Source organism: Aeromonas sp. 1805 (assembly GCF_013085525.1).
Classification (GTDB): Bacteria; Pseudomonadota; Gammaproteobacteria; order Enterobacterales; family Aeromonadaceae; genus Aeromonas; species Aeromonas hydrophila.
In genome coordinates this window covers 745,644-764,664 of record NZ_CP038515.1, presented here as the reverse complement: position 1 = coordinate 764,664, position 19,021 = coordinate 745,644, and the positions used below count along the sequence as shown (strand labels likewise).

Here is a 19,021-nt window from a genome sequence, read left to right as displayed (position 1 = left end):
CGTATTCTGAGCGGTTTGTCACTATTTGCGCGGGCTGGCGGCGTGGCGACCCGCACCCTTTCCTTGTTGCCGGTCACGGGGTAAACTGCGCCATCTTTTAACTGGCGCGTAACAAAAACAATGAAAGTCCTGACCGTCGATTACCGCTCGCCCGATGCGGCGCAGCGCTTCACCGAATCCCTGCGGACCACCGGCTTCGGGGTACTGACCCATCACCCCATCCCGAAAGAGCTGGTGCAGTCCATCTATGACAACTGGTACCGCTTCTTCATGAGCGAGCAGAAGCAGGATTTCCTGTTCAATCGCGAGACCCAGGACGGCTACTTCCCGCCGTCGGTGTCCGAGGTGGCCAAGGGCCACAGCCAGAAGGACATCAAGGAGTACTTCCACCTCTACCCCTGGGGCCAGATGCCGGCCGAGCTGAAAGAGCAGGCGATGGAGTACTACCGGCTCGCCAACAACCTGGCGGCCGAGCTGCTGGGCTGGGTCGAGCAGTACACCCCGAGCGACATCGCCGCCCACTACAGCTGCCCGCTCTCCTCCATGATTGAAGAGAGCCAGAAGACCCTGCTGCGGGTGCTGCACTACCCGCCGTTCGACGGCACCGAGGAGCCGGGTGCCATCCGCGCCGCCGCCCATGAAGACATCAACCTGCTGACAATACTGCCCGCCGCCAACGAGCCGGGCCTGCAGGTGAAGGGTTCCGATGGCGAGTGGATGGACGTGCCGTGCGATTTTGGCACCCTCATCATCAACATCGGTGACATGCTGCAGGAGGCCTCCCACGGCTACTACCCCTCCACCACCCACCGCGTCATCAACCCGACCGGTGGCAGCGCCAGCAAGTCGCGCATCTCCCTGCCGCTGTTCCTTCACCCGCGCCCGGACGTGGTGCTCTCCGAGCGTCACACCGCCCACAGCTACCTGATGGAACGACTGCGGGAGCTGGGGGTGATCTAGTCCCCGGGCCAGGCTCACCACCCTGTAAAACCGGAGCAAAATTGCTCCGGTTTTTATTTTTTGGCAGGATTGCGCGTTAAATATAATTTAATTAGTTAATGATGCCAATAATGCGCGTTTTATCCAGATAAGCGGCGTTGTGATTGCGCAGTCCCCCCCGTACTCTGAGCGTCATTCTGGGCCCCTTGTGGCGGGCCCCACGGTTGGAGTTCTTATGAAGCAGTCCCAATGGTCATCCCGGCTCGGTTATATCCTGGCCGCCGCCGGTTCCGCAGTCGGTCTCGGCGCTATCTGGAAGTTCCCCTATGTGACGGCCGCCAACGGCGGTGGCGCCTTCCTGCTGGTGTTTCTGCTGTTCAGCTTCACTCTGGGGGTGGCGGTGCTGATGGGGGAGACCTTGCTCGGCAGCCTGAGCCGGCGCGGGGTGGTGGGGGCCTTCGGTGCACTGATGGGCAAGCGCTGGCGCTGGGTCGGCGCCATGGGGCTGCTCAGCAGCCTGCTCATCTACAGCTTCTACAGCGTGGTGGGCGGCTGGACCCTGGGCTACACCGGCATGGCGCTGGCGGGCAGTCTGCAGCACGGTGACGGCGCGGCCCTCACCGCCCGTTTCAACGACTATGTGGGGGATCCGCTCTGGCCGGTGCTGACCCACCTGCTGTTTGCCGGGCTCACTTGGTGGTTCGTGCAGGGAGGCGTGCAGAAGGGCGTGGAGCGCACCCTGCGCTGGATGATGCCGGCCCTGTTCATCATGATCCTGATGCTGGTGGCTTTCGGCCTGACCCTGCCCAACGCCATGGCCGGGGTGCGCCACTTCCTGATGCCGGATTTCAGCAAGCTCGGCATGTCCGGCGTGCTCGACGCCATGGGGCTGGCGTTCTTCTCCCTCTCCATCGGCCTTGGCATTCACACCACCTATGGCGCCTACCTGCCCTCCAGTGACGGGGTCGGCCGCTCCAGCCTCTGGGTGGTGCTGCTGGCAAGCCTCATCGCCGTGCTGGCGGGCTTGATGATCTTCCCGGTGTTGGCGGCGACCGGCATCGATCCCGCCTCCGGCCCGGGTCTCACCTTCATGACCATGCCGGCGGTGTTCCAGCAGTTGCCGTTCGGCCAGGGGCTGGCGGTGGTGTTCTTCGCCTTGCTGGTGGTGGCGGCGCTGTCATCGGCCATCTCGCTGCTGGAACACCTGCAGTGCTTCGTCAGCGAGAGCCTGGGCTGGTCACGGCGGGCCGCTTGCGGCCTCATCACCGCGCTGGTGATGGCGGGCGGCATTCCGGTCAGCCTGTCGTTCGGGCCCTGGGCGCAGGTGACCCTGTTTGGCAAGAACATCTTCGAGCTGCTCGATTTCGTCACCTCCAACCTGATGATGCCCATGTTCGGCTTGGCGCTCACCCTGCTGCTGGGTTGGAAACTGGGTCGCCAGGCCTTGCCCACCGGGCTGGCGCTGCACTGGCGTACTCTGGTGATGGGTTGCTGGCGCTGGCTGGCACCGCTGCTGATCGGCGGCATCCTGGTGCGCGGGCTGGTGTAATCAGGGTTGGCGGATGGGCTGCTGCGGCTGCTGGTGACGGTCTCTGACCTTGTCGATGGCCGCCTGCCAGCGGGCGATCACGGCGTCATCCTCGCTCTTCGAGAAGACGATGTAGAGCCAGTTCTCCTGCAGCAGCAGCCCGGAGTTCACCACGCTGCGGGGGGAGAACTTCATCTTGGCCAGGATGGCCGGCATGATCTGCTCCCCCATGGGGAAGGCGTCTATCTTGCCGAGCATCAGTCGTTCGATGGCATCTTCGATGGTCTGGCAGCGCACCAGGTTGGTGTAGCCCTCGCGGGTGAGCAGCTCGTCATCGGCATTGCCGAGCAGCACGCCGACCCGCGCCAGCTGGCGCAGCTGGGCCAGATCGGTCAGCGGCTGGCTGCCCCTGGTCTGGTAGATCACCACCCGGTTCAGAAACAGCGGCCCTACCCACTTGAACTGGGGCTCCCGCTGGGGCGTGCGCAGAATGACGAACAGGGCGAAGCCGGGCTCGACCCGAGTCAGCGCCAGCGCCCGCTTGAGGGGGTAGATCTTGATGGGGTAGTCGACCCCCATCTCCTGCTGGGCCTCCTGCACCAGTTGCACCGCCAGCCCGCCGAGCTTGCCGTCGCTGGTATGGGTAAAGGGGGGCAGCTCGTGGCTGAGCAGGGTCAGCGGGGGTTGCGTGGCCTGCGCCAGTCCGGGCAACAGTAGCCAGGGCAGCAGCCATTTCATCCAGTATCCGGTCAGGTGCGTCACGTCGGTACATCCATGTTGCGCAAGGGAGTGGCAGGGCAGGTCGGTCCCATCCGGTTGCGCCGAACCCGCTCAAGCTAAGACTATTATCGTTCAAGGCTGTGGGTGGGGAGGCTACGGCGCTGATTTTTGGCGCCGGCCGGGTGAAAACAAGATTTTTTTGACCACATGAAAAAAAGTTTGGTCATGTTGTGTCAATTTTTCTTTCCATGGTTTAGGCTGTGATCCCTTTTCAGCATTCAGATCAGATTATTCATGTCACGTCGCGTTGCCCTGTTCGGTCGATTTTTTAGCTCGCAAGAGAGGTGACCTTGCACGCGCAGCTTGTCTGAATGTTCATTGCAAAGGTCGCCACCAGGCGGCCTTTTTTGTTGCCCCGCATCGTGCGGTTACCCATGGAGTATCGAATGTTGTCTTGCCCGGAGGTTGTATGAGCCAGGTTCAGTGGTCTTCCCGTATCGGTCATGTGCTGGCAGCCGCCGGTTCGGCGATCGGCCTTGGCGCCATCTGGAAATTTCCCTATGTGACGGCTACCAACGGCGGCGGTGCCTTCCTGCTGATGTTTCTGCTGTTCAGCTTCACCCTGGGGGTGGCCGTGCTGGTGGGTGAGACCCTGCTTGGCAGCCGCAGCCAGCGCGGGGTGCTCGGTGCCTTCCACAAGCTGGTGGGGCCGAACTGGCGTTGGATGGGGTACATGGGGATCCTGTGCGGCTTCTTCATCTACAGCTTCTACAGCGTGGTGGGCGGCTGGACCGTGGGTTACGCGGCGCTGGCGGTGAGCGGGCAGCTCAACCTGAGCGAGGGCACGGCGCTGACCGCCTTGTTCAACGGCTATGTCAGCCACCCCTGGTGGCCGGTGCTGACCCATCTGGTGTTTGCCGGGCTCACCTGGTGGTTCGTGCAGGGAGGCCTGCAGAAGGGGGTGGAGCGGGCGCTGCGCTGGATGATGCCGGCCCTGTTCGTGATGATGATGCTGCTGGTGGTGACTGGCCTCTCCATGCCGGGCGCCATGGCCGGGGTGCGCCAGTTCCTGCTGCCGGACTTCTCCATGCTGACCGGCCAGGGCGTGCTGGACGCGCTGGGGCTGGCCTTCTTCTCCCTCTCCATCGGTCTTGGCGTGCACACCACTTATGGCGCCTATCTGCCCAGCAGCGAGGGCGTGCTGCGCTCCGGCGTCTGGGTTGTGACCCTAGCGAGCCTCATCTCGGTGCTGGCGGGGTTGATGATCTTCCCGGTGCTCGCCTCCACCGGCATCGATCCCACTGCCGGGCCAGGGCTCACCTTCATGACCATGCCGGCGGTGTTCAACCATCTGCCGTTCGGCCAGGGGCTGGCGGTGGTGTTCTTCCTGCTGCTCTTGGTGGCGGCACTCTCCTCCTCCATCTCCATGCTGGAGCACCTGGTGCGCTTCACCACCGAGGAGTGGGGCTGGTCGCGGCGTGGCGCCTGCCGGGTGCTGACCCTGCTGATCATGGCCTCCGGGATTCCGGTCAGCCTGTCGTTCGGCCCCTGGAGCGAGCTGACCCTGTTCGGCAAGACCATTTTCGATCTGCTGGACTATCTCACCTCCAACCTGATGATGCCGCTGTTCGGTCTGGTGCTGACCCTGCTGCTGGGCTGGCGACTGGGTGAATCCGTGCTGCCTGATGGCCTGTCGCCGCTGCTGCGCGGCTGCCTGCTCTGGTGCTGGCGGCTGGTGGCGCCGCTACTGATCGCCGGCATCCTGGTGCGCGGGCTGCTGTAACCGCGGCCCGGCTGACCGGGCCTAGTTGGGGGGCGTGGTGGGTAGACGGGGATTGAGGTGGGAGCGGATCTGCAGCAGGGTCTTGTGGTACTCCTCGGCGTGGTGCTCCATGAAGGAGGCGCTGTGGTTGAGGCGCCGTTCCAGCCGATCCACCAGCAGGGCCACCCTGGGGGCGGCCATGCCGGCCGGCCAGCACAGTTGCAGCAACTCCAGCAGTTGCCAGGCATCGCCGGGCAGGGCGGGGAACTCCTCCTGCAGGGTCAGCGCATACTGCACGGCCAGCTGGTGCTGGCCCGCCGCGCTGGCCCGCTGCCGCTCCTGGCGCAGGTAGGTCAGCCGCAGCTCGCGCCGCTCCAGCTGTTTCATGAAATCGCCGATGACCTGCTTGAACAGCTGCTGTACCAGCGGGGCCGGAGCGACCCTGGCCTGATACTGGCTGAGCTGGCTCAGGTAGCGCTGGGCGTGGTGGGGCAGGCCGCAAAACTGGCTGACGGCAAAGCCGAGCAGCTGGTTGAGGTGGTGATCCCGGGCGCTCTCCGGCGGGTGCTTGGCGAGCAGCAACAGGGCCTCGTCGAAGCGGTAGTCCAGGCTCAGCATCAGCGCCTTGAGCAGGGCCTCCTCGTGGGCTCGCAGGGTCACCGCCTGGCTGAGGTAGCGATACTCCTGCTGCAAGGCACTGATCCGGGCGGCGCTCGGGTAGTGCCAGAGCACCGCCAGGCTGGCATTGAGGATGAAGTTATCGATGGACACCCGGAACTTGTGATCGCCGAAGAAACGCAGGCTGAGGGCGTTGGCCTGCTCCAGCGCCTTGCCCTCGTCCTTGAGCAGCAGCGCCAGCAGAATGGCCGCCTGGCGCCACTCCGGTTGCCAGGCCTGCTTTTGCAACAGCAGGGTGAGCACGTCCCAGGCCCCTTCCCACTGCCGCTCGTGCAGCAGACAGGCCAGCGCCAGCTCCAGTTGCAGGGGGGCAGGCAGCCGTTCCCGGTTGCGGGCCAGATCCTTGCGCGCACTCTCCAGCTTGTTCAGCCCCAGCAGGGCATGGATCAACCCCTTGCGCGGCCACCAGGCGTCGTGCTCCGTGGTGCAGACCGCGTAGTGCTGGGCGGCGTGAAAGTGATCCTGCTGCTGCAGCAGCATGTAGCCCTTGATCCTGTCCAGCAGCGGCCCCAGCTCCCGGTATTTCTGCTGTTGATAGAGCAGGTCCTCGCACAGGGCGCAGCTGACCTGCCACTCCCTGAGCTTCATCGGGGCGGGCAGGGTGCGGGTCAGCCCGGTCAGCTGCACCAGTTCGCGCAGGCTGGCGGTGAGCTGATCGGCGGTGAACGGCATGGGCAGCAGCAGCGGAAAGTAGAGGTCGGAAGGGGGGAACTGCAGCTGATCGTGATCCTCGTCCAGCAACAGCAGCACGCAGCCCGGCTCGAGCAGACCCAGATAGTGGGCCTCCTGCAGCAAGCGCACCCCCTCACGGGCCTGATGGTGGTACTGGCGGCAGATGACCACATCGAACGACTGCTGGCGCAGCAGGGTGGGCAGGGTCGCCAGCTCCTTGCAGTGGGTCAGCTGGGCGGGGGTGATCCCCTGCTCATTCAGCCCTCGGGAGAGGGCCGTGCTGAGCATGGCATCATCTTCGATCAGGAGGATCTGCATCCTTGGCGCTCCTTGGCTGGTTCAGGATACGGACAAGTATGGCATGTTGCCGGAGTCAAAGAGCTACCACACTCGACGCCAGCCTGGGGGCGGTCAATTCCTCCCCGGCGTCAGGCACCTGGCGGGTTGATGAGAAACACCACAGCGCCGCGATAGGCCGCCGAGTCGGCCAGCCTGCTTTCCCAAGTTTGATCCCACTCGCCTCCCTGCACCAGCCCCACCTTGAAGGGCAGGGTCAGCCGCGTCAGCGCCTGCAGGTAGCGGGCGTAGCCCGGCTCGGTGCGGCGGCCGCGATAGGTCTGTACCACCAGCTCGTCGACCACGCCGGCAAGGGCGTTGAGGGTGGCGACGTCGCCGGTGCGGGTCCAGTCCAGCAGGCCGGTGATGCTGATGGCGCAGTCGGCGGGCAGCTGGCGACGGAGCTGGCGCAGGAAGTCGCCATAATCCGCCAGCCGGTGGGTGCGGGCGTCAAAATCGATCTGGACGCCGCGCACCCCATTGCCTTTGCGCTGCCAGGCCGCCAGCTGGTTGGTCAGGCTCTTGAGCAGGGCCTCATCCCAGTCGAGTCGTTCCACCCGGTAGGCGAGCCAGAGCTCCTTTACCGGCAGCTTGCTCGGCGCTATGCCTTGCCCCTGAAAACGCACGGGCTGGCGCGCATCGAGCGGGCCTATCTCCCCCTGATGCAGATAGAGCCGCTCGGCCTGTTGCAGCACCGGCTGGGGCCTGACCCCGGCCCACAGCCAGAACTGGCGGTAGTGGCTCGCCTCGACGGCGGCGCTGGCCTCGGCGCCCAGCAGCACCAGCATCACCAGTAATATTTGAGCTGCTTGGCCCACTGGCTCGTTCCGTACTGGCGTTTGAGGGTGTTGAACCAGCCCTTGCGCTGGCTGAGGGGGATCTCCTGGTTGCCGCAGCTGTTGTTGCCGCTCGGGGCGTAGCAGTTGATGGCGCGGTAGAGGGCGTAGGCCTTCTCCTCCTTGGCGGCCTTGGGGTTGGCGATCACCTGTTGATACCAGTCGAGTCGGCTGCGTTGCTGGCCGGCAAACAGATCCCGGCTGCCCGCCAGGGTGTCAGGCCCCGGTCGCTGCAGGAGCGGATCCCAGTCCAGCCCCTGGCTCAGGAAAAACTCGCCGAGGCAGTTGAGCGCCTTGGGCGATTTGGGGTTGTCCGCCAGGGTGGTGACCACCGCCGTGAGCGCCGGGCACTGATACTCCTGGCTCCCTTGCCAGTCGAACGGGGTGGCCAGCGGAGCCAGCGCCAGATCCTGCAGGAAGCCCCGGTAGTCGCCGTGGGTCAGCTGCTTGTAGCGCAGGGTGTTGCCAGCACGCTGGCGCAGGGTGTCGGAGGCCTGCTCATCCTGCACCATGCGGCGCAGCAGCGGGGCCGGTGCCACGTACTCCAGCAGCGGAATGCGGTAGTGATCGCTCTGGATGGGGCTCTCCTTGGCGAACACCTGCTCCAGCCGGCCGGCCCGCTCCAGGGTCATGGCCAGCGCCAGCTGCAGCAGCTGATCCTGCAAGGGGGTGGGCTGGCTGGCGAGCAGGGCGCGCCACTGCTGCTCCGCCTCGGGCAGTGCCTGACTGGCCGCCAGCGCCATGCCTTTGAGCACTTGCTGGCTGAAGGCCAGGTTGTCGAGTGGCCCCTTGCCGAGGGCGGGTGCGGCGGCGATGACGGCGGCATAATCCTTGGCCAGATAGTAGCGCTCGGCCTGCTGCAAATAGGCGAGCCAGACCGGGTTGCTGGCAAACTGAGCGTTCTGCTGCGCCAGCTCGCCGCTTTGCAGCGGTTGCCACTCGTCCCAGCTCTCGTGCAGCCGCAGCCGGCGCAGATCCTGCACCAGGGTCAGCTGCGGCATGGCGGCTGAGCCGGTGAAGCCGGGCTGCATCAGCAGCTTGAGGTCTATTTCGTTGAGCAGCTCCGGGTTGCCCGGCTGGCGGCTCGCCTGCTGGAACAGGCCGGCCAGCGCCGCCTCGTCCCCCTTGAACCAGGCGAGCCGGCGCAGCAGCCCGTTGGCGGAGTCGAGATAGCGCCCCTCTGGGTAGCGGCCGCGATAGTCGGCAATGAACTGCTCGGCGCGCTGCACGGCGGCCTGGTCAATCTGGTTGCGATCCAGGGTGCCCCAGTCATCGAAGGCGCTTTGCTGGGACTGGTTGAGGGCGACCCGGATCCGCATGTAATCCGCCGTCTCTTTCAGCCAGGGCTGATCCTGCCCGGCGAGGGCGGCAAACAGCGCATCGGCCTGGGCGAACTCCCCCTGATAGAAGCGTTGGCTGGCGGCCAGATAGTCGGCAAAGCCCTGGCCGGCGGCCGACAGCGGTGCGGCCTTGTCCTCCGGCGTCGTTTCGGCCTGCTGGGCACACTGGCCCAGCATGGCCAGCCGCTGGCGGGCCAGCTGGCTGCGCTCGTCGGCACCCAGCGCCGGGGTGTCGACCAGCGCCTGCAGGAAGGCTTCGGCCGCGACCGGATTGTTGCTGATGCAGCGCCCCTCGCTCCAGCCGGCGGCCCGCTCCAGGGCGGCCTGGGTGGTGCTCTGCTCGATGCCGAGACCGGCGGCCAGCGCCAGCAGGGGATCCGGTCCGGCGGGGGCCGGCTCGGCCTGGGTCGGGTTGAGCAGATCCTCGATGGCGAAGGGCAGCGGCAGCGGCGCCTTGGGCAGCGAGAAAGCCTGCTCATCGGCCAGCAGCAGCGCCAGGTTGGTGCGGGTGTCGTTGTCGGGGGAGAGGAACGGCAGCCCGTTCAGATGGCACTGGGCGGCGGTCAGTTGCAGGGTGAGCGGCGTCTCGCAGCCATCCGGGCCGCAGGCCAGGGCGGGCAGGCTGCACAGGGCCAGCCACAGGGGAGTCAGTTTCATGGGCGCTTCCAGCAGGAGTCGGGATGCTGGCACGCTACAAGATGGCTTCGCCCCTTTCAACTGACCATAGGGGCAGGTCGGCCGGCGGCGGGCCTATTGCAGACCGGGCCCTTTGGCCGAAAAGGGGCAGTCGCGCTGCTGGATCAGTTGCTCCCCCGAGCCCGCCGCCCCCTGCCAGTGCAGGGCGAGCTGGCCGAGGCGGCCCAGGTGGCGCAGCTCGAATTCGTAGCGCAGACAGGGCTCGGCGAGGGGCAGGCTGGCCATGCCGGCCGGCAGCCGGTAGTCGTAGCGCAGCAGGGGGCCGTCTGTCAGCGTGCTGCGGCTGGGCAGCAGCCCTTCCGCGGTGGGGACGGGGGCGCTCAGCCGGCGGCGCAGGCTGAGGGGGGCATCGATCGCCTTCTGGTAGTGCAGGCCGTTCATGGCCGCCAGCTCCTCCTCCAGCCGTTGCAACTCTCCCTCCAGTCCGCTCAGCGCGGCCCCCAGCTGCTGATGGCCGGGCGCGGCGCAGCCCCCCAGCAGCAGGGTGAGGAGCAACAAGGGGGCGCGAATCGGGGGCATGGGCTCTCCTTTGAGCGCACGGATGGGCAGGGCCGGGGCTGACTATAGCAGGGTATTGGTGGGCGGCGCGGCGCGCAGCAGGCTGGCGAGCCGCTCCAGCCCCTCGGCGACGCGGGCGTCGGTGGCCGGCTGGCTCAGGCTCAGCCGCACGCCTTGCGGCGCGGCAAACTGGCCGGCGGCGAAGTGTTCCCCGCTCGCCACGCCGACGTCAAGGGCGTTGGCGGCCTCGGCAAACTCCTGGCTGCGCCAGGGTTCCGGCAGCGGCAGCCAGGCGTGCATGGAGCCCGCCTGCCAGCAGGCCCCCGGCAGCAGGTGGCGCAGCAGCTCGCCGCGACGTGCCAGGATCTGCCGCTGCTGCTCTACGAGAGGCATGATCTGGCGCTGGCTCACCAGCTTGCAGGCCAGCTCGATGAGCAGCGGGCTCACCATCCAGCTCGACAGCCGCATCGCCTGGGCGAAGGCGCCGCGCAGGGCCGGCGGGGTCAGCACGAAGCCGACCCGCAGGCCGCCACAAGCGATCTTGGCCAGGCTGCCCAGATAGATGACCCGCTCCGGTGCCAGGTTGACCAGCGGCGTCACCGGTTGCTGGGGCAGCAGGCCGTTGACGTCATCCTCGATGATCAGCAGGTCGTGGCGACGGGCGATGGCGACGATGGCCTCGCGCCGCGCCAGGCTCATGGTGGCGGTGGTGGGATTTTGCAGGGTGGGGGTGAGGTATAGCAGCTTGGCGCGGCGGGTACGGCAGGCCGCCTCCAGCGCATCTGGCAGCAGCCCCTCTGCGTCCATCGCCAGCCCCACCACCTGATTCTTCAGCTGACGGGCGTTGCCCAGCATGCCGGGGTAGCTGAGCCCTTCGCAGAACAGGGTCTCCCCCACGCAGCCGGTGGCCAGCAGGGAGAGCATGATGCCGTGCTGGGCGCCGTGGCTGAACAGCAGATACTCCTCGCTGCCCGCCACCCCCTGCTCGGCCAGCCAGTCGATGAAGAGCTGGCGCTGGCTCGGCTGGCCCGCCTCCTTGTCATAACCGAGCAGAGCGTTGAGATCCCCGTCCGCCACTTCCGCCAGCATGGGGCGGATGATGGCGGCCCGATCCAGCTGCACCGGCAGGTTCTGCCACAACTCGATGCGATGCCCCTCCTCCTTGCGGATCACCCAGGCGTTGGCCGGATCCTCATGCTCCCCCTTGACCCAGGTGCCGTGCCCCACCCGGGCGGCCAGCAGCCCGCGCCGCTCCGCCTCGCCATAGGCGCGGGTGACGGTGCCGACGGTGACCCCCAGCTTGTCCGCCAGCGCCCTGTGGGTGGGCAGCCGGGTCTCGGGCGGCAGGGAGCCGTCCTGAATGGCCTGCTCGATGGCTTTCACCAGTTTGAGGTAGAGGGGGCCGGCGAAGGGGGTGAGGTCCGGGGTCCAGATTGTCATGGTGACAATAAATCCATTGATCGAAATGTATCGGCAATATAGCGTGAATTTGAACCCAATAACAACCAAAAGTGGCACATTGCATCGATACAATGTGCGCAGTTCAGGAGTACAAAGATGACGATCGAATGGTATGCCACCCTGTTTGGCTTTGCGTTGCTCACCTGCGGCACGCCGGGCCCCAACAACCTCATGCTGACCGCCTCCGGCGCCAACTTCGGGGTGCGTCGCACCCTGCCTCATCTGATCGGTGTCGTGGTGGGACAACCCGTCCTGCAACTGGTGCTGGCGCTGGGGCTCTACCCCCTGTTCGAGCGTTGGCCGCTGCTCAAGCTGAGCCTGCAGGTGCTGGGCAGCCTCTATCTGCTGTGGCTGGCATGGCGCATCGCGGTGGCCGGCGCCCCCGGCGATCCGGAGCGACGTTCGCGCCCGCTGACCCTGCTGGAGGGGCTGGGCTTTCAGTTCCTCAACCCCAAGGCCTGGATGATGGGGATCTCCGCCATCAGTCTGTTCAGTCTGCCGGGCAGTGCTTACTGGCCGAGTCTGTGGGGCATCATGGCGGTCTTCCCCATGGCCGGATTGCCAGTCTGCTTTGCCTGGGTGCTGTTCGGTCATCAGCTCAGCCGCTGGATCAACTCTGACAGAGGCTGGCGCCGGCTCAACGGCAGCCTGGGGGCGCTGACCGCGCTCTGCGTGGTGATGCTCTGGTACTGAGTGCTGCCAGAGGCCGCATAAAGATGCGAAGAAAGTGCATCTGCGGCCTTGTCTGACGGGCACCGGCTCTGCATATTAGAAGGCTTGTCGCCGAGTCGGCGCCCTGCATCATCAAGAGGTTGAGATGGATCTGAACTGGTTGCTTCCCCTGGCGGGCTTTGCCCTCATCACCTGCGGCACGCCGGGCCCCAACAATATGCTGCTCACCAGCGCCGGTGCGGCCCAGGGCTTTCGCCGCAGCGTGCCCCTGCTGGTGGGCGTGGTGGGGGGGATCAACCTGATGATCCTGGCCACGGCGCTGGGGCTGGGGGTGATGTTCGAGCAGCTGCCGCTGCTGCACGACGGGCTCAAGCTCATCGGTTCGGCCTACCTGCTCTGGCTGGCCTGGAAGGTGGCGACCGCCAGCGGCCCGGCCGAGGGCAACCGGCCGCTGATCCCGGCCCATCAGGGGGCCATGCTGCAGCTGCTCAACCCCAAGGCGTGGATGATGGCGCTCTCCGCCATCAGCGGCTTCACCCTGGCGGGAGAGGCCTACTGGCCCTCCGCCATCTGGGTACTCGGCATCTTCTTCGTGACCGGCCTCTATACCGGGGCCTTCTGGGTGCTGTTCGGTGCCCAGGTGCGCCGCCTCATTCGCACCGCCAGAGGCTGGCGTCGTTTCAATCTCGGCATGGGGGTCGCCACGGCGGCCTGCGTGCTGATGATCTGGATTTAGTCTGGGCCTGCGCCCGGGCCTTTACCGGCTGTCTTGTTGGCCCTGCGGGGCCTTTTTTATTCACGGGGCGGTGCGATGACGCGCGTCGCCCTCTGCTCGGTTTGCACGATCGATTCACACACTCGGTTTGCATGATCGTTTTACACAAGGAGGTCCCATGAAATGTATCGGTCTGCTGGGTGGCATGAGCTGGGAATCCACCGTCAGCTACTATCAGGCGCTCAACCGGGGCATGCGTGAGCGGCTCGGCGGCCTGCACTCGGCGCGGGTGCTGCTGAGCAGCGTCGACTTTGCCGAGATAGAGCGGTTGCAGCACATCGGGGACTGGCCCGCCACCGCCCGTCTGCTGGCGGCCGAGGCGCGGGCCATCCAGGCCGGCGGCGCCGACTTTCTGCTGATCGGCACCAACACCATGCACAAGGTAGCGCCCGAGATCGAGGCTGCCATCGACATTCCGCTGCTTCATATCGCCGATGCAACCGCGCGTCAGCTGCAAGCGGACGGGATCCAAAGGGTCGGCCTGCTCGGCACCCGCTTCACCATGGAGCAGGATTTCTACAAGGGGCGCTTGCAGGAGAAGTTCGGGCTGGAGGTGCTGGTGCCTGATGCGGCGCAGCGGGAGCGGGTGCACCGCATCATCTATGACGAGCTGTGCCTTGGCGACATTCGCGAGGCATCGCGGGCCGAGTATCTGGCCATTATCAGCGCGCTGGCCGACGCGGGTGCCCAGGCGGTGATCCTCGGCTGTACCGAGATAGCCCTGCTGGTGGGGGAGGCCGAGGCCGCGGTGCCGCTCTACGACACCACCGCCATTCACGCCGAGGCGGCAGTCACTCTGGCGCTGGCTTGACGACAGGGGCCTGCTGGCAAGCGGATAAGCCAGAAATTGTCCGGCCGCCGGCTCGGCAGGGCTTGACCTTGCCGCAGGGTTGCTGCTTAGGCTGAAGGTCCGCTTTGGCCAACGAGGTACGACTCATGCAGCGTCGCGATTTTCTCAAGTTCTCCACCGCCGTCGGTATCGCTGGCGCCCTGCCCTGGTGGGGCCGGACGGTTGCCGCCGAGCGCCCAGCCCTGCCGATTCCTGCGTTGCTGGAGGCGGATGCCAGCGGCGTGTTCCAGCTCAGGGCCCAGCCGGGCCAGATGCAGTGGCGACGCCAGCCGACCCATAGCTGGGGTTACAACGGTAACCTGCTCGGCCCCACTCTGCGTGCCCGCCAGGGGCAGGCGGTGCGAGTCCGGGTCGCCAACCAGCTGGCGGAGACCACCACGGTGCACTGGCACGGGCTGGAGGTGCCCGGCACTGCCGATGGCGGCCCGCAGGCCAGCATCCCTGCCGGCAAAGAGTGGCAGGCGGCGTTTCGCATCGAGCAGCCGGCGGCCACCTGCTGGTATCACCCCCACACCCATGGACAGACCGGCCATCAGGTGGCCATGGGGCTGGCCGGACTCTTCATCCTCGACGACGAGGAGAGCCTGCGGCTGCCGCTGCCCCAGCGCTGGGGGGTGGACGACATCCCGCTGGTGCTGCAGGACAAGCGGCTCGATGGGCGGGATCAGGTGGATTACCAGCTGGACGTGATGAGCGCCGCGGTCGGCTGGTTCGGCGATCTGATGCTGACCAACGGCGCCCTCTATCCGACCCACGACGCTCCCCGTGGCTGGCTGCGCTTGCGGCTGCTCAACGGCTGCAATGCCCGCTCTCTCAAGTTAGCGGCCAGTGACGGCCGCCCCTTGTATGTGATTGGCAGCGATGGCGGCCTGCTGGCGGAGCCGGTGGCGCTGAGCGAGCTGGCGCTGCTGCCGGGGGAGCGCTTCGAGGTGATGGTGGATGCCCGCAACGGCAAGGCGTTCGACCTGCTCACCCTGCCGGTACGCCAGATGGGGATGACTCTGGCGCCGTTCGATGCGGCTCTGCCGTTGCTGCGGATCCGGCCCTCCCTCATCGAGGGCAAGGGACGCTTGCCGGACAGCCTGGCCCGGCTGCCGGCGCTGCCCGCCACTCAAGGCTTGCCGAGCCGCACCCTGACCCTGTCGATGGATCCCGAGCTGGATCGGCAGGGGATGCAGGCGCTGATGAGCCGCTACGGCCATGGCGCCATGGCGGGCATGAGCATGGCCCACGGCGATACGGGCGCCATGGCCGGGATGAAGATGGACGGGCAGGGCGACGGGATGGCGGGGATGGATCATGGCGCCATGGCCATGCCAGCGGGCGAGATGCAGCACGACACCATGGCGGGGATGCAGGAGGACAAGGGCAGTGCCAAGCCGCTGGATCTGCACGGCGGCAACCGCATCAACGGCCAGCCCTTCGCCATGAACGACCCGCAGTTTGCGGTCAAGCGCGGCCGCACCGAGCGCTGGGTCATCTCGGGGGAGGGGGACATGATGCTGCACCCCTTCCATATCCATGGCACCCGCTTCCGGATCCTGAGCGAGAACGGTCAGCCGGTGGCCCCCCATCGCGCCGGCTGGAAGGACATCGTCAAGGTGGAGGGCGGGCGCAGCGAGGTGCTGGTGCGCTTCGATCACACGGCGCCCAGGGAGCGGGCCTACATGGCCCACTGCCATCTGCTGGAGCACGAGGATACCGGCATGATGCTCTCGTTCACGGTGGAAGAGTAAAAAAGAATGACCCGAACGGGGCCATTTGTTCATTTCACTGGTCAGATCTCACTATCTACGCACGCCACATACCCCTCGGCATAAAAGCGTGTAAAATTGCGCCCTGAATTTTCCGGCCAGCGCGCGCTGGCCGCGACTCCTTACCTGCAAGGCTGACACTGTGACTGAAGTAGATAGATTCGCGGACATTCGCCCCTACCGCGATGAGGAAGTGCCGGCAGCCATCGAACGGCTGATCCGGGATGATGAATTTGTCGGCGCCATCGCCAAGTATCGTTTCGGCTCCCTGATGAGCTGGCTGGGCTGGGCCATCCGCCCGCTGATCCGCCAGTTCCTGCGCTACAAGTGGTCCAAGGTGACCACCATCCATCAGGTGCAGATGGGGGTGACCCGCTACATGAGCCGGATGATCGCCACCTCCACCCAGGGGGTGACCTTCTCCGGGCTCGAGCATCTGAAGAAGGAGCAGGGCTACCTGTTCGTCTCCAACCACAGGGACATCGCCATGGATCCGGCGTTCGTCAACTGGGGGCTGCACACCCATGGGTTCGATACCGTGCGCATTGCCATCGGCGATAACCTGCTGCGCAAACCCTGCGCCACCGAGTTGATGAAGCTCAACAAGAGCTTCATCGTCAAGCGCTCCGCCAAGGGGCCGCGGGAGATGATGAAGGCGCTCGGCGAGCTGTCGGCCTACATCGGTCAGTCGGTGCACGAAGGCCACTCCATCTGGATCGCCCAGAAGGAAGGGCGCGCCAAGAACGGCGATGACAAGACAGATCCGGCCATCCTCAAGATGTTCTACGTGGACGGCAAGAAGCAGAAGATCGAGTTCGTCGACTACATGCGCAGCCTCAATATCGTGCCGGTCAGCATCAGCTACGAGCTGGATCCCACCGACAAGGCCAAGGCGCGCGAGCTGTACGAGAAGTCGGTCAACGGCAGCTACGAGAAGGGCGAGTTCGAGGACATCGAGAGCATCGTCGCCGGTATCGTCGGCCAGAAGGGGCGGGTACACGTCTCCTTCGGCGCCCCCATCACCGAGGGCTTCAGCGATCCGGATGAACTGGCCGCGCTGATCGACAAGGCGATCTGGGGCAACTACCGCCTCTTCCCGGGCAACTACCTGGCTGCAGATGTGTCCGGCAAGGCCAACACCATCGAGCAGGCTGCCTTTCTGAGCCGTCAGTCGGAGGTGCCGGAAGAGCACAAGGCCATCTGGCGCGCCATGTACGCCAAGCCGGTGGAGAACGCCGGCAAGGCTTGAATGGCACCAGTTATCACCAGGTGATGCGAAAAAAACGGGAGCAGATGCTCCCGTTTTTGCGTCTGGTCAAAGTCGACGGTGCTGGAGTAGTGAATAATATTGTTTCAGCTGGTACGATCACTGGGCGAACGCGCTTGCGCCTCTTGGCAAGCCGCAGATGAGTGTGTAACAGTGCACTTATCCCGCTTGATACGAGCAAATGCTCTATCTCTGTCTGCACGGATTGCAGGCGGTGTGACACAAGGACCTCAACAGGGTCCTTTTTCATTTTGCGGCTAAGATGTCGCCTGAATACACCTAAGGAAGCGCCATGATCACCGGCAGTCTGAACACCCTGCAGCGCACGCCGCTGCCCGCCCCGCTGGACCGCATCATGGTCGAGGTGGTGCAAAGTGTCGAACAGTGGCTGCAGGCGCCGCTCGGCAAGCAGGAGATCGACGGCCTCAAGCTGTTCTGCCTGGTGAGCGAGGAGCTGACCGAGCCGGCCGCGGATCGCCGTGGCGAGTTCCATCAGCAGTATCTGGATATCCAGCTGCTGCTGCGTGGCGAAGAGTGGATCGGGGTCGGGCCCCATGGCTATGTTGCCGAAGGCGCCGATCACCCCCATCCCGACCTCTGGTTCGTCGATGACGAACAGACCAGTTATCTGGCGTTGCAGCCCGGCGACTTCGCCATCTTCTGGCCGGGAGAACTGCATCGCCCCCTCTGCACCCCCAACCAGCCGGCTCAGGTGAAGAAGCTGGTGGTCAAGGTGCACCGGGATCTGCTGGCCGGCCTGTGACCGCTGGCGCAGCCTGGCTGAGACGAGTGCCCGGAATGATCCGGACTTGCACTTAACATATTGAAAAATTGGGCGCACTTTCCTGCGACCATAAGCCCCCGGCAGGGGAATCCCATCCACTTTGGATGACACGACACTGTCGGCATAAAGCCGAAGCACAGGAAGATGTAGAACATGAGCAAGTTGGTATTGATCCTTAACTGCGGTAGCTCTTCCCTGAAATTTGCCGTAATGGACGCCGAAACAGGTGAGGACATGCTGTCCGGCCTGGCCGAATGCTTCAATCTGGATGATGCACGTATCAAATGGAAACTCCACGGGGTCAAGGGCGAAGCCATGCTGGGCGCGGGCGCCGCGCACCAGGAGGCCCTCGACCACATCGTGGGTCACATCCTGCCGCAGGATCCGACCCTGGCCGAGCAGCTGGTGGCCATCGGTCACCGCATCGTGCACGGTGGCGAGCAGTTCTCCCGTTCCGTTCGCATCGATGACGGCGTGATTGCCGGCATCGAAGCCGCCATTCCGTTCGCCCCCCTGCACAACCCGGCGCACCTGATCGGCATCCGTGCCGCGCTTAAGGTGTTCCCGGCGCTGGCAGAGAAGAACGTGGCCGTGTTCGACACCGCCTTCCACCAGACCCTGCCACAGGAAGCCTACCTCTACGCGCTGCCCTACAAGCTCTACAAAGAGAACGGCATCCGTCGTTACGGCGCCCACGGCACCTCCCACCGCTTCATCGCAGAAGAGACCGCCAAGGCGCTGGGCAAGCCGCTGGCAGAGCTCAACATCATCAACTGCCACCTGGGTAACGGCGCCTCCGTCTGCGCCATCCGTGGCGGCGAATCCGTTGACACCTCCATGGGCCTGACCCCGCTGGAAGGGCTGGCGATGGGCACCCGCTCCGGCGACATAGACCCCGCTGTGGTCTTCTTCATGCACGACCAGCTCGGTTACAGCGTGGAGCAGATCAACCACACCCTGACCCGCGAGTCCGGCCTGCTGGGCATGACCGAGGCGAGCAGCGACTGCCGCTACGTCACCACCAACTACGCCACCGACGCCGGTGCCAAGCGCGCGCTGGACGTGTTCACCTACCGGGTGGCCAAGTATGTCGGTGCCTACGCTGCCGCCATGGATGGTCGTCTGGACGCCCTGGTGTTCACCGGTGGTATCGGTGAAAACGCCGCCATGGTGCGCGAGATGGTGCTGGCCCGTCTGGCCCTGTTCGGCTTCAAGATCGACAAGGAAGCCAACAACGCCGCGGTGCTGGGCGGTGAAGGCCCCATCACGGCCGAAGGCAGCCGCCTGGCGCTGGTGATGCCCACCAACGAAGAGCTGGTCATCGCCCGCGATGCCCTGAGCCTGGTCGGCTAACGCCCCCTCGCTCCCAGACAACGCCCGGCCCCTGCCGGGCGTTGTCGTTTGTGGCGGCCGTGGCGCCGGCTGTCATTTGACATGGGGTGGCAGATACGTA

General features: G+C 65.4%; 16 protein-coding genes. 10 read left to right on the top strand and 6 right to left on the bottom strand.

All coding sequences use genetic code 11. The features are described from left to right. The first annotated feature begins 120 nt into the window (after window positions 1-120). Entirely contained in the window at window positions 121-960 is an 840-nt protein-coding gene (locus E5E96_RS03480) for an isopenicillin N synthase family oxygenase (RefSeq protein ID WP_139393409.1), read from the top strand. Between the two features lie 214 nt (window positions 961-1,174). Then, the gene (locus E5E96_RS03475; RefSeq protein ID WP_102987980.1) at window positions 1,175-2,488 is read left to right on the top strand and encodes a sodium-dependent transporter; all 1,314 of its coding nucleotides are present in this window, start codon (window positions 1,175-1,177) and stop codon (window positions 2,486-2,488) included. Here the strand turns inward: E5E96_RS03475 and E5E96_RS03470 are convergent, their stop codons facing one another. Further along, window positions 2,489-3,205, bottom strand: a complete 717-nt coding sequence (locus E5E96_RS03470) for an ABC transporter substrate-binding protein (RefSeq protein WP_171281567.1) — start codon at window positions 3,203-3,205, stop codon at window positions 2,489-2,491. Between the two features lie 451 nt (window positions 3,206-3,656). Between E5E96_RS03470 and E5E96_RS03465 the strand changes: the two genes are divergently transcribed. Next, window positions 3,657-4,970 carry a sodium-dependent transporter gene (locus tag E5E96_RS03465; RefSeq protein ID WP_029304843.1) on the top strand — a complete coding sequence of 438 codons (1,314 nt, stop codon included), beginning with the start codon at window positions 3,657-3,659 and terminating at the stop codon, window positions 4,968-4,970. A gap of 21 nt (window positions 4,971-4,991) precedes the next feature. Here E5E96_RS03465 and E5E96_RS03460 read toward each other — a convergent pair whose 3' ends face one another. The 5 genes from E5E96_RS03460 to E5E96_RS03440 form a co-directional block, all read right to left on the bottom strand. Further along, window positions 4,992-6,617, bottom strand: a complete 1,626-nt coding sequence (locus tag E5E96_RS03460) for a hypothetical protein (protein WP_045789026.1) — start codon at window positions 6,615-6,617, stop codon at window positions 4,992-4,994. A 110-nt stretch (window positions 6,618-6,727) separates the two neighbouring features. Next, the gene (locus E5E96_RS03455; protein WP_171281566.1) at window positions 6,728-7,453 is read right to left on the bottom strand and encodes a DUF3142 domain-containing protein; all 726 of its coding nucleotides are present in this window, start codon (window positions 7,451-7,453) and stop codon (window positions 6,728-6,730) included. Further along, on the bottom strand, window positions 7,423-9,468 hold the full coding sequence (locus E5E96_RS03450) for a hypothetical protein (RefSeq protein WP_171281565.1): 2,046 nt from the start codon (window positions 9,466-9,468) through the stop codon (window positions 7,423-7,425). The genes E5E96_RS03455 and E5E96_RS03450 overlap by 31 nt, the downstream gene beginning before the upstream one ends. A 93-nt stretch (window positions 9,469-9,561) precedes the next feature. Continuing rightward, entirely contained in the window at window positions 9,562-10,026 is a 465-nt protein-coding gene (locus tag E5E96_RS03445) for a hypothetical protein (RefSeq protein ID WP_171281564.1), read from the bottom strand. 42 nt (window positions 10,027-10,068) lie between these two features. Further along, complete coding sequence (locus E5E96_RS03440) at window positions 10,069-11,445, bottom strand: PLP-dependent aminotransferase family protein (RefSeq protein WP_171281563.1); 1,377 nt, start codon at window positions 11,443-11,445, stop codon at window positions 10,069-10,071. A 117-nt stretch (window positions 11,446-11,562) separates the two neighbouring features. Here E5E96_RS03440 and E5E96_RS03435 point away from each other — a divergent pair, with 117 nt between their 5' ends. The 7 genes from E5E96_RS03435 to E5E96_RS03405 all read left to right on the top strand — a co-directional run bounded on the left by E5E96_RS03435 (window position 11,563) and on the right by E5E96_RS03405 (window position 18,921). Continuing rightward, complete coding sequence (locus tag E5E96_RS03435) at window positions 11,563-12,159, top strand: LysE family translocator (protein WP_016351932.1); 597 nt, start codon at window positions 11,563-11,565, stop codon at window positions 12,157-12,159. A gap of 124 nt (window positions 12,160-12,283) precedes the next feature. Then, window positions 12,284-12,874 carry a LysE family translocator gene (locus E5E96_RS03430; protein ID WP_017411093.1) on the top strand — a complete coding sequence of 197 codons (591 nt, stop codon included), beginning with the start codon at window positions 12,284-12,286 and terminating at the stop codon, window positions 12,872-12,874. A gap of 157 nt (window positions 12,875-13,031) precedes the next feature. Further along, window positions 13,032-13,724, top strand: a complete 693-nt coding sequence (locus tag E5E96_RS03425; protein ID WP_171281562.1) for an aspartate/glutamate racemase family protein — start codon at window positions 13,032-13,034, stop codon at window positions 13,722-13,724. Between the two features lie 125 nt (window positions 13,725-13,849). Continuing rightward, entirely contained in the window at window positions 13,850-15,499 is a 1,650-nt protein-coding gene (cueO, locus tag E5E96_RS03420) for a multicopper oxidase CueO (protein ID WP_171281561.1), read from the top strand. A gap of 160 nt (window positions 15,500-15,659) precedes the next feature. Continuing rightward, entirely contained in the window at window positions 15,660-16,766 is a 1,107-nt protein-coding gene (locus tag E5E96_RS03415; RefSeq protein ID WP_011707330.1) for a 1-acyl-sn-glycerol-3-phosphate acyltransferase, read from the top strand. Window positions 16,767-17,076: 310 nt separating this feature from the next. After that, a complete protein-coding gene (locus tag E5E96_RS03410) occupies window positions 17,077-17,547 on the top strand; it encodes a YhcH/YjgK/YiaL family protein (RefSeq protein ID WP_171281560.1) in 471 nt (156 codons plus the stop codon). Between the two features lie 174 nt (window positions 17,548-17,721). After that, window positions 17,722-18,921 carry an acetate kinase gene (locus tag E5E96_RS03405; protein WP_011707328.1) on the top strand — a complete coding sequence of 400 codons (1,200 nt, stop codon included), beginning with the start codon at window positions 17,722-17,724 and terminating at the stop codon, window positions 18,919-18,921. Window positions 18,922-19,021 lie beyond the last annotated feature (100 nt).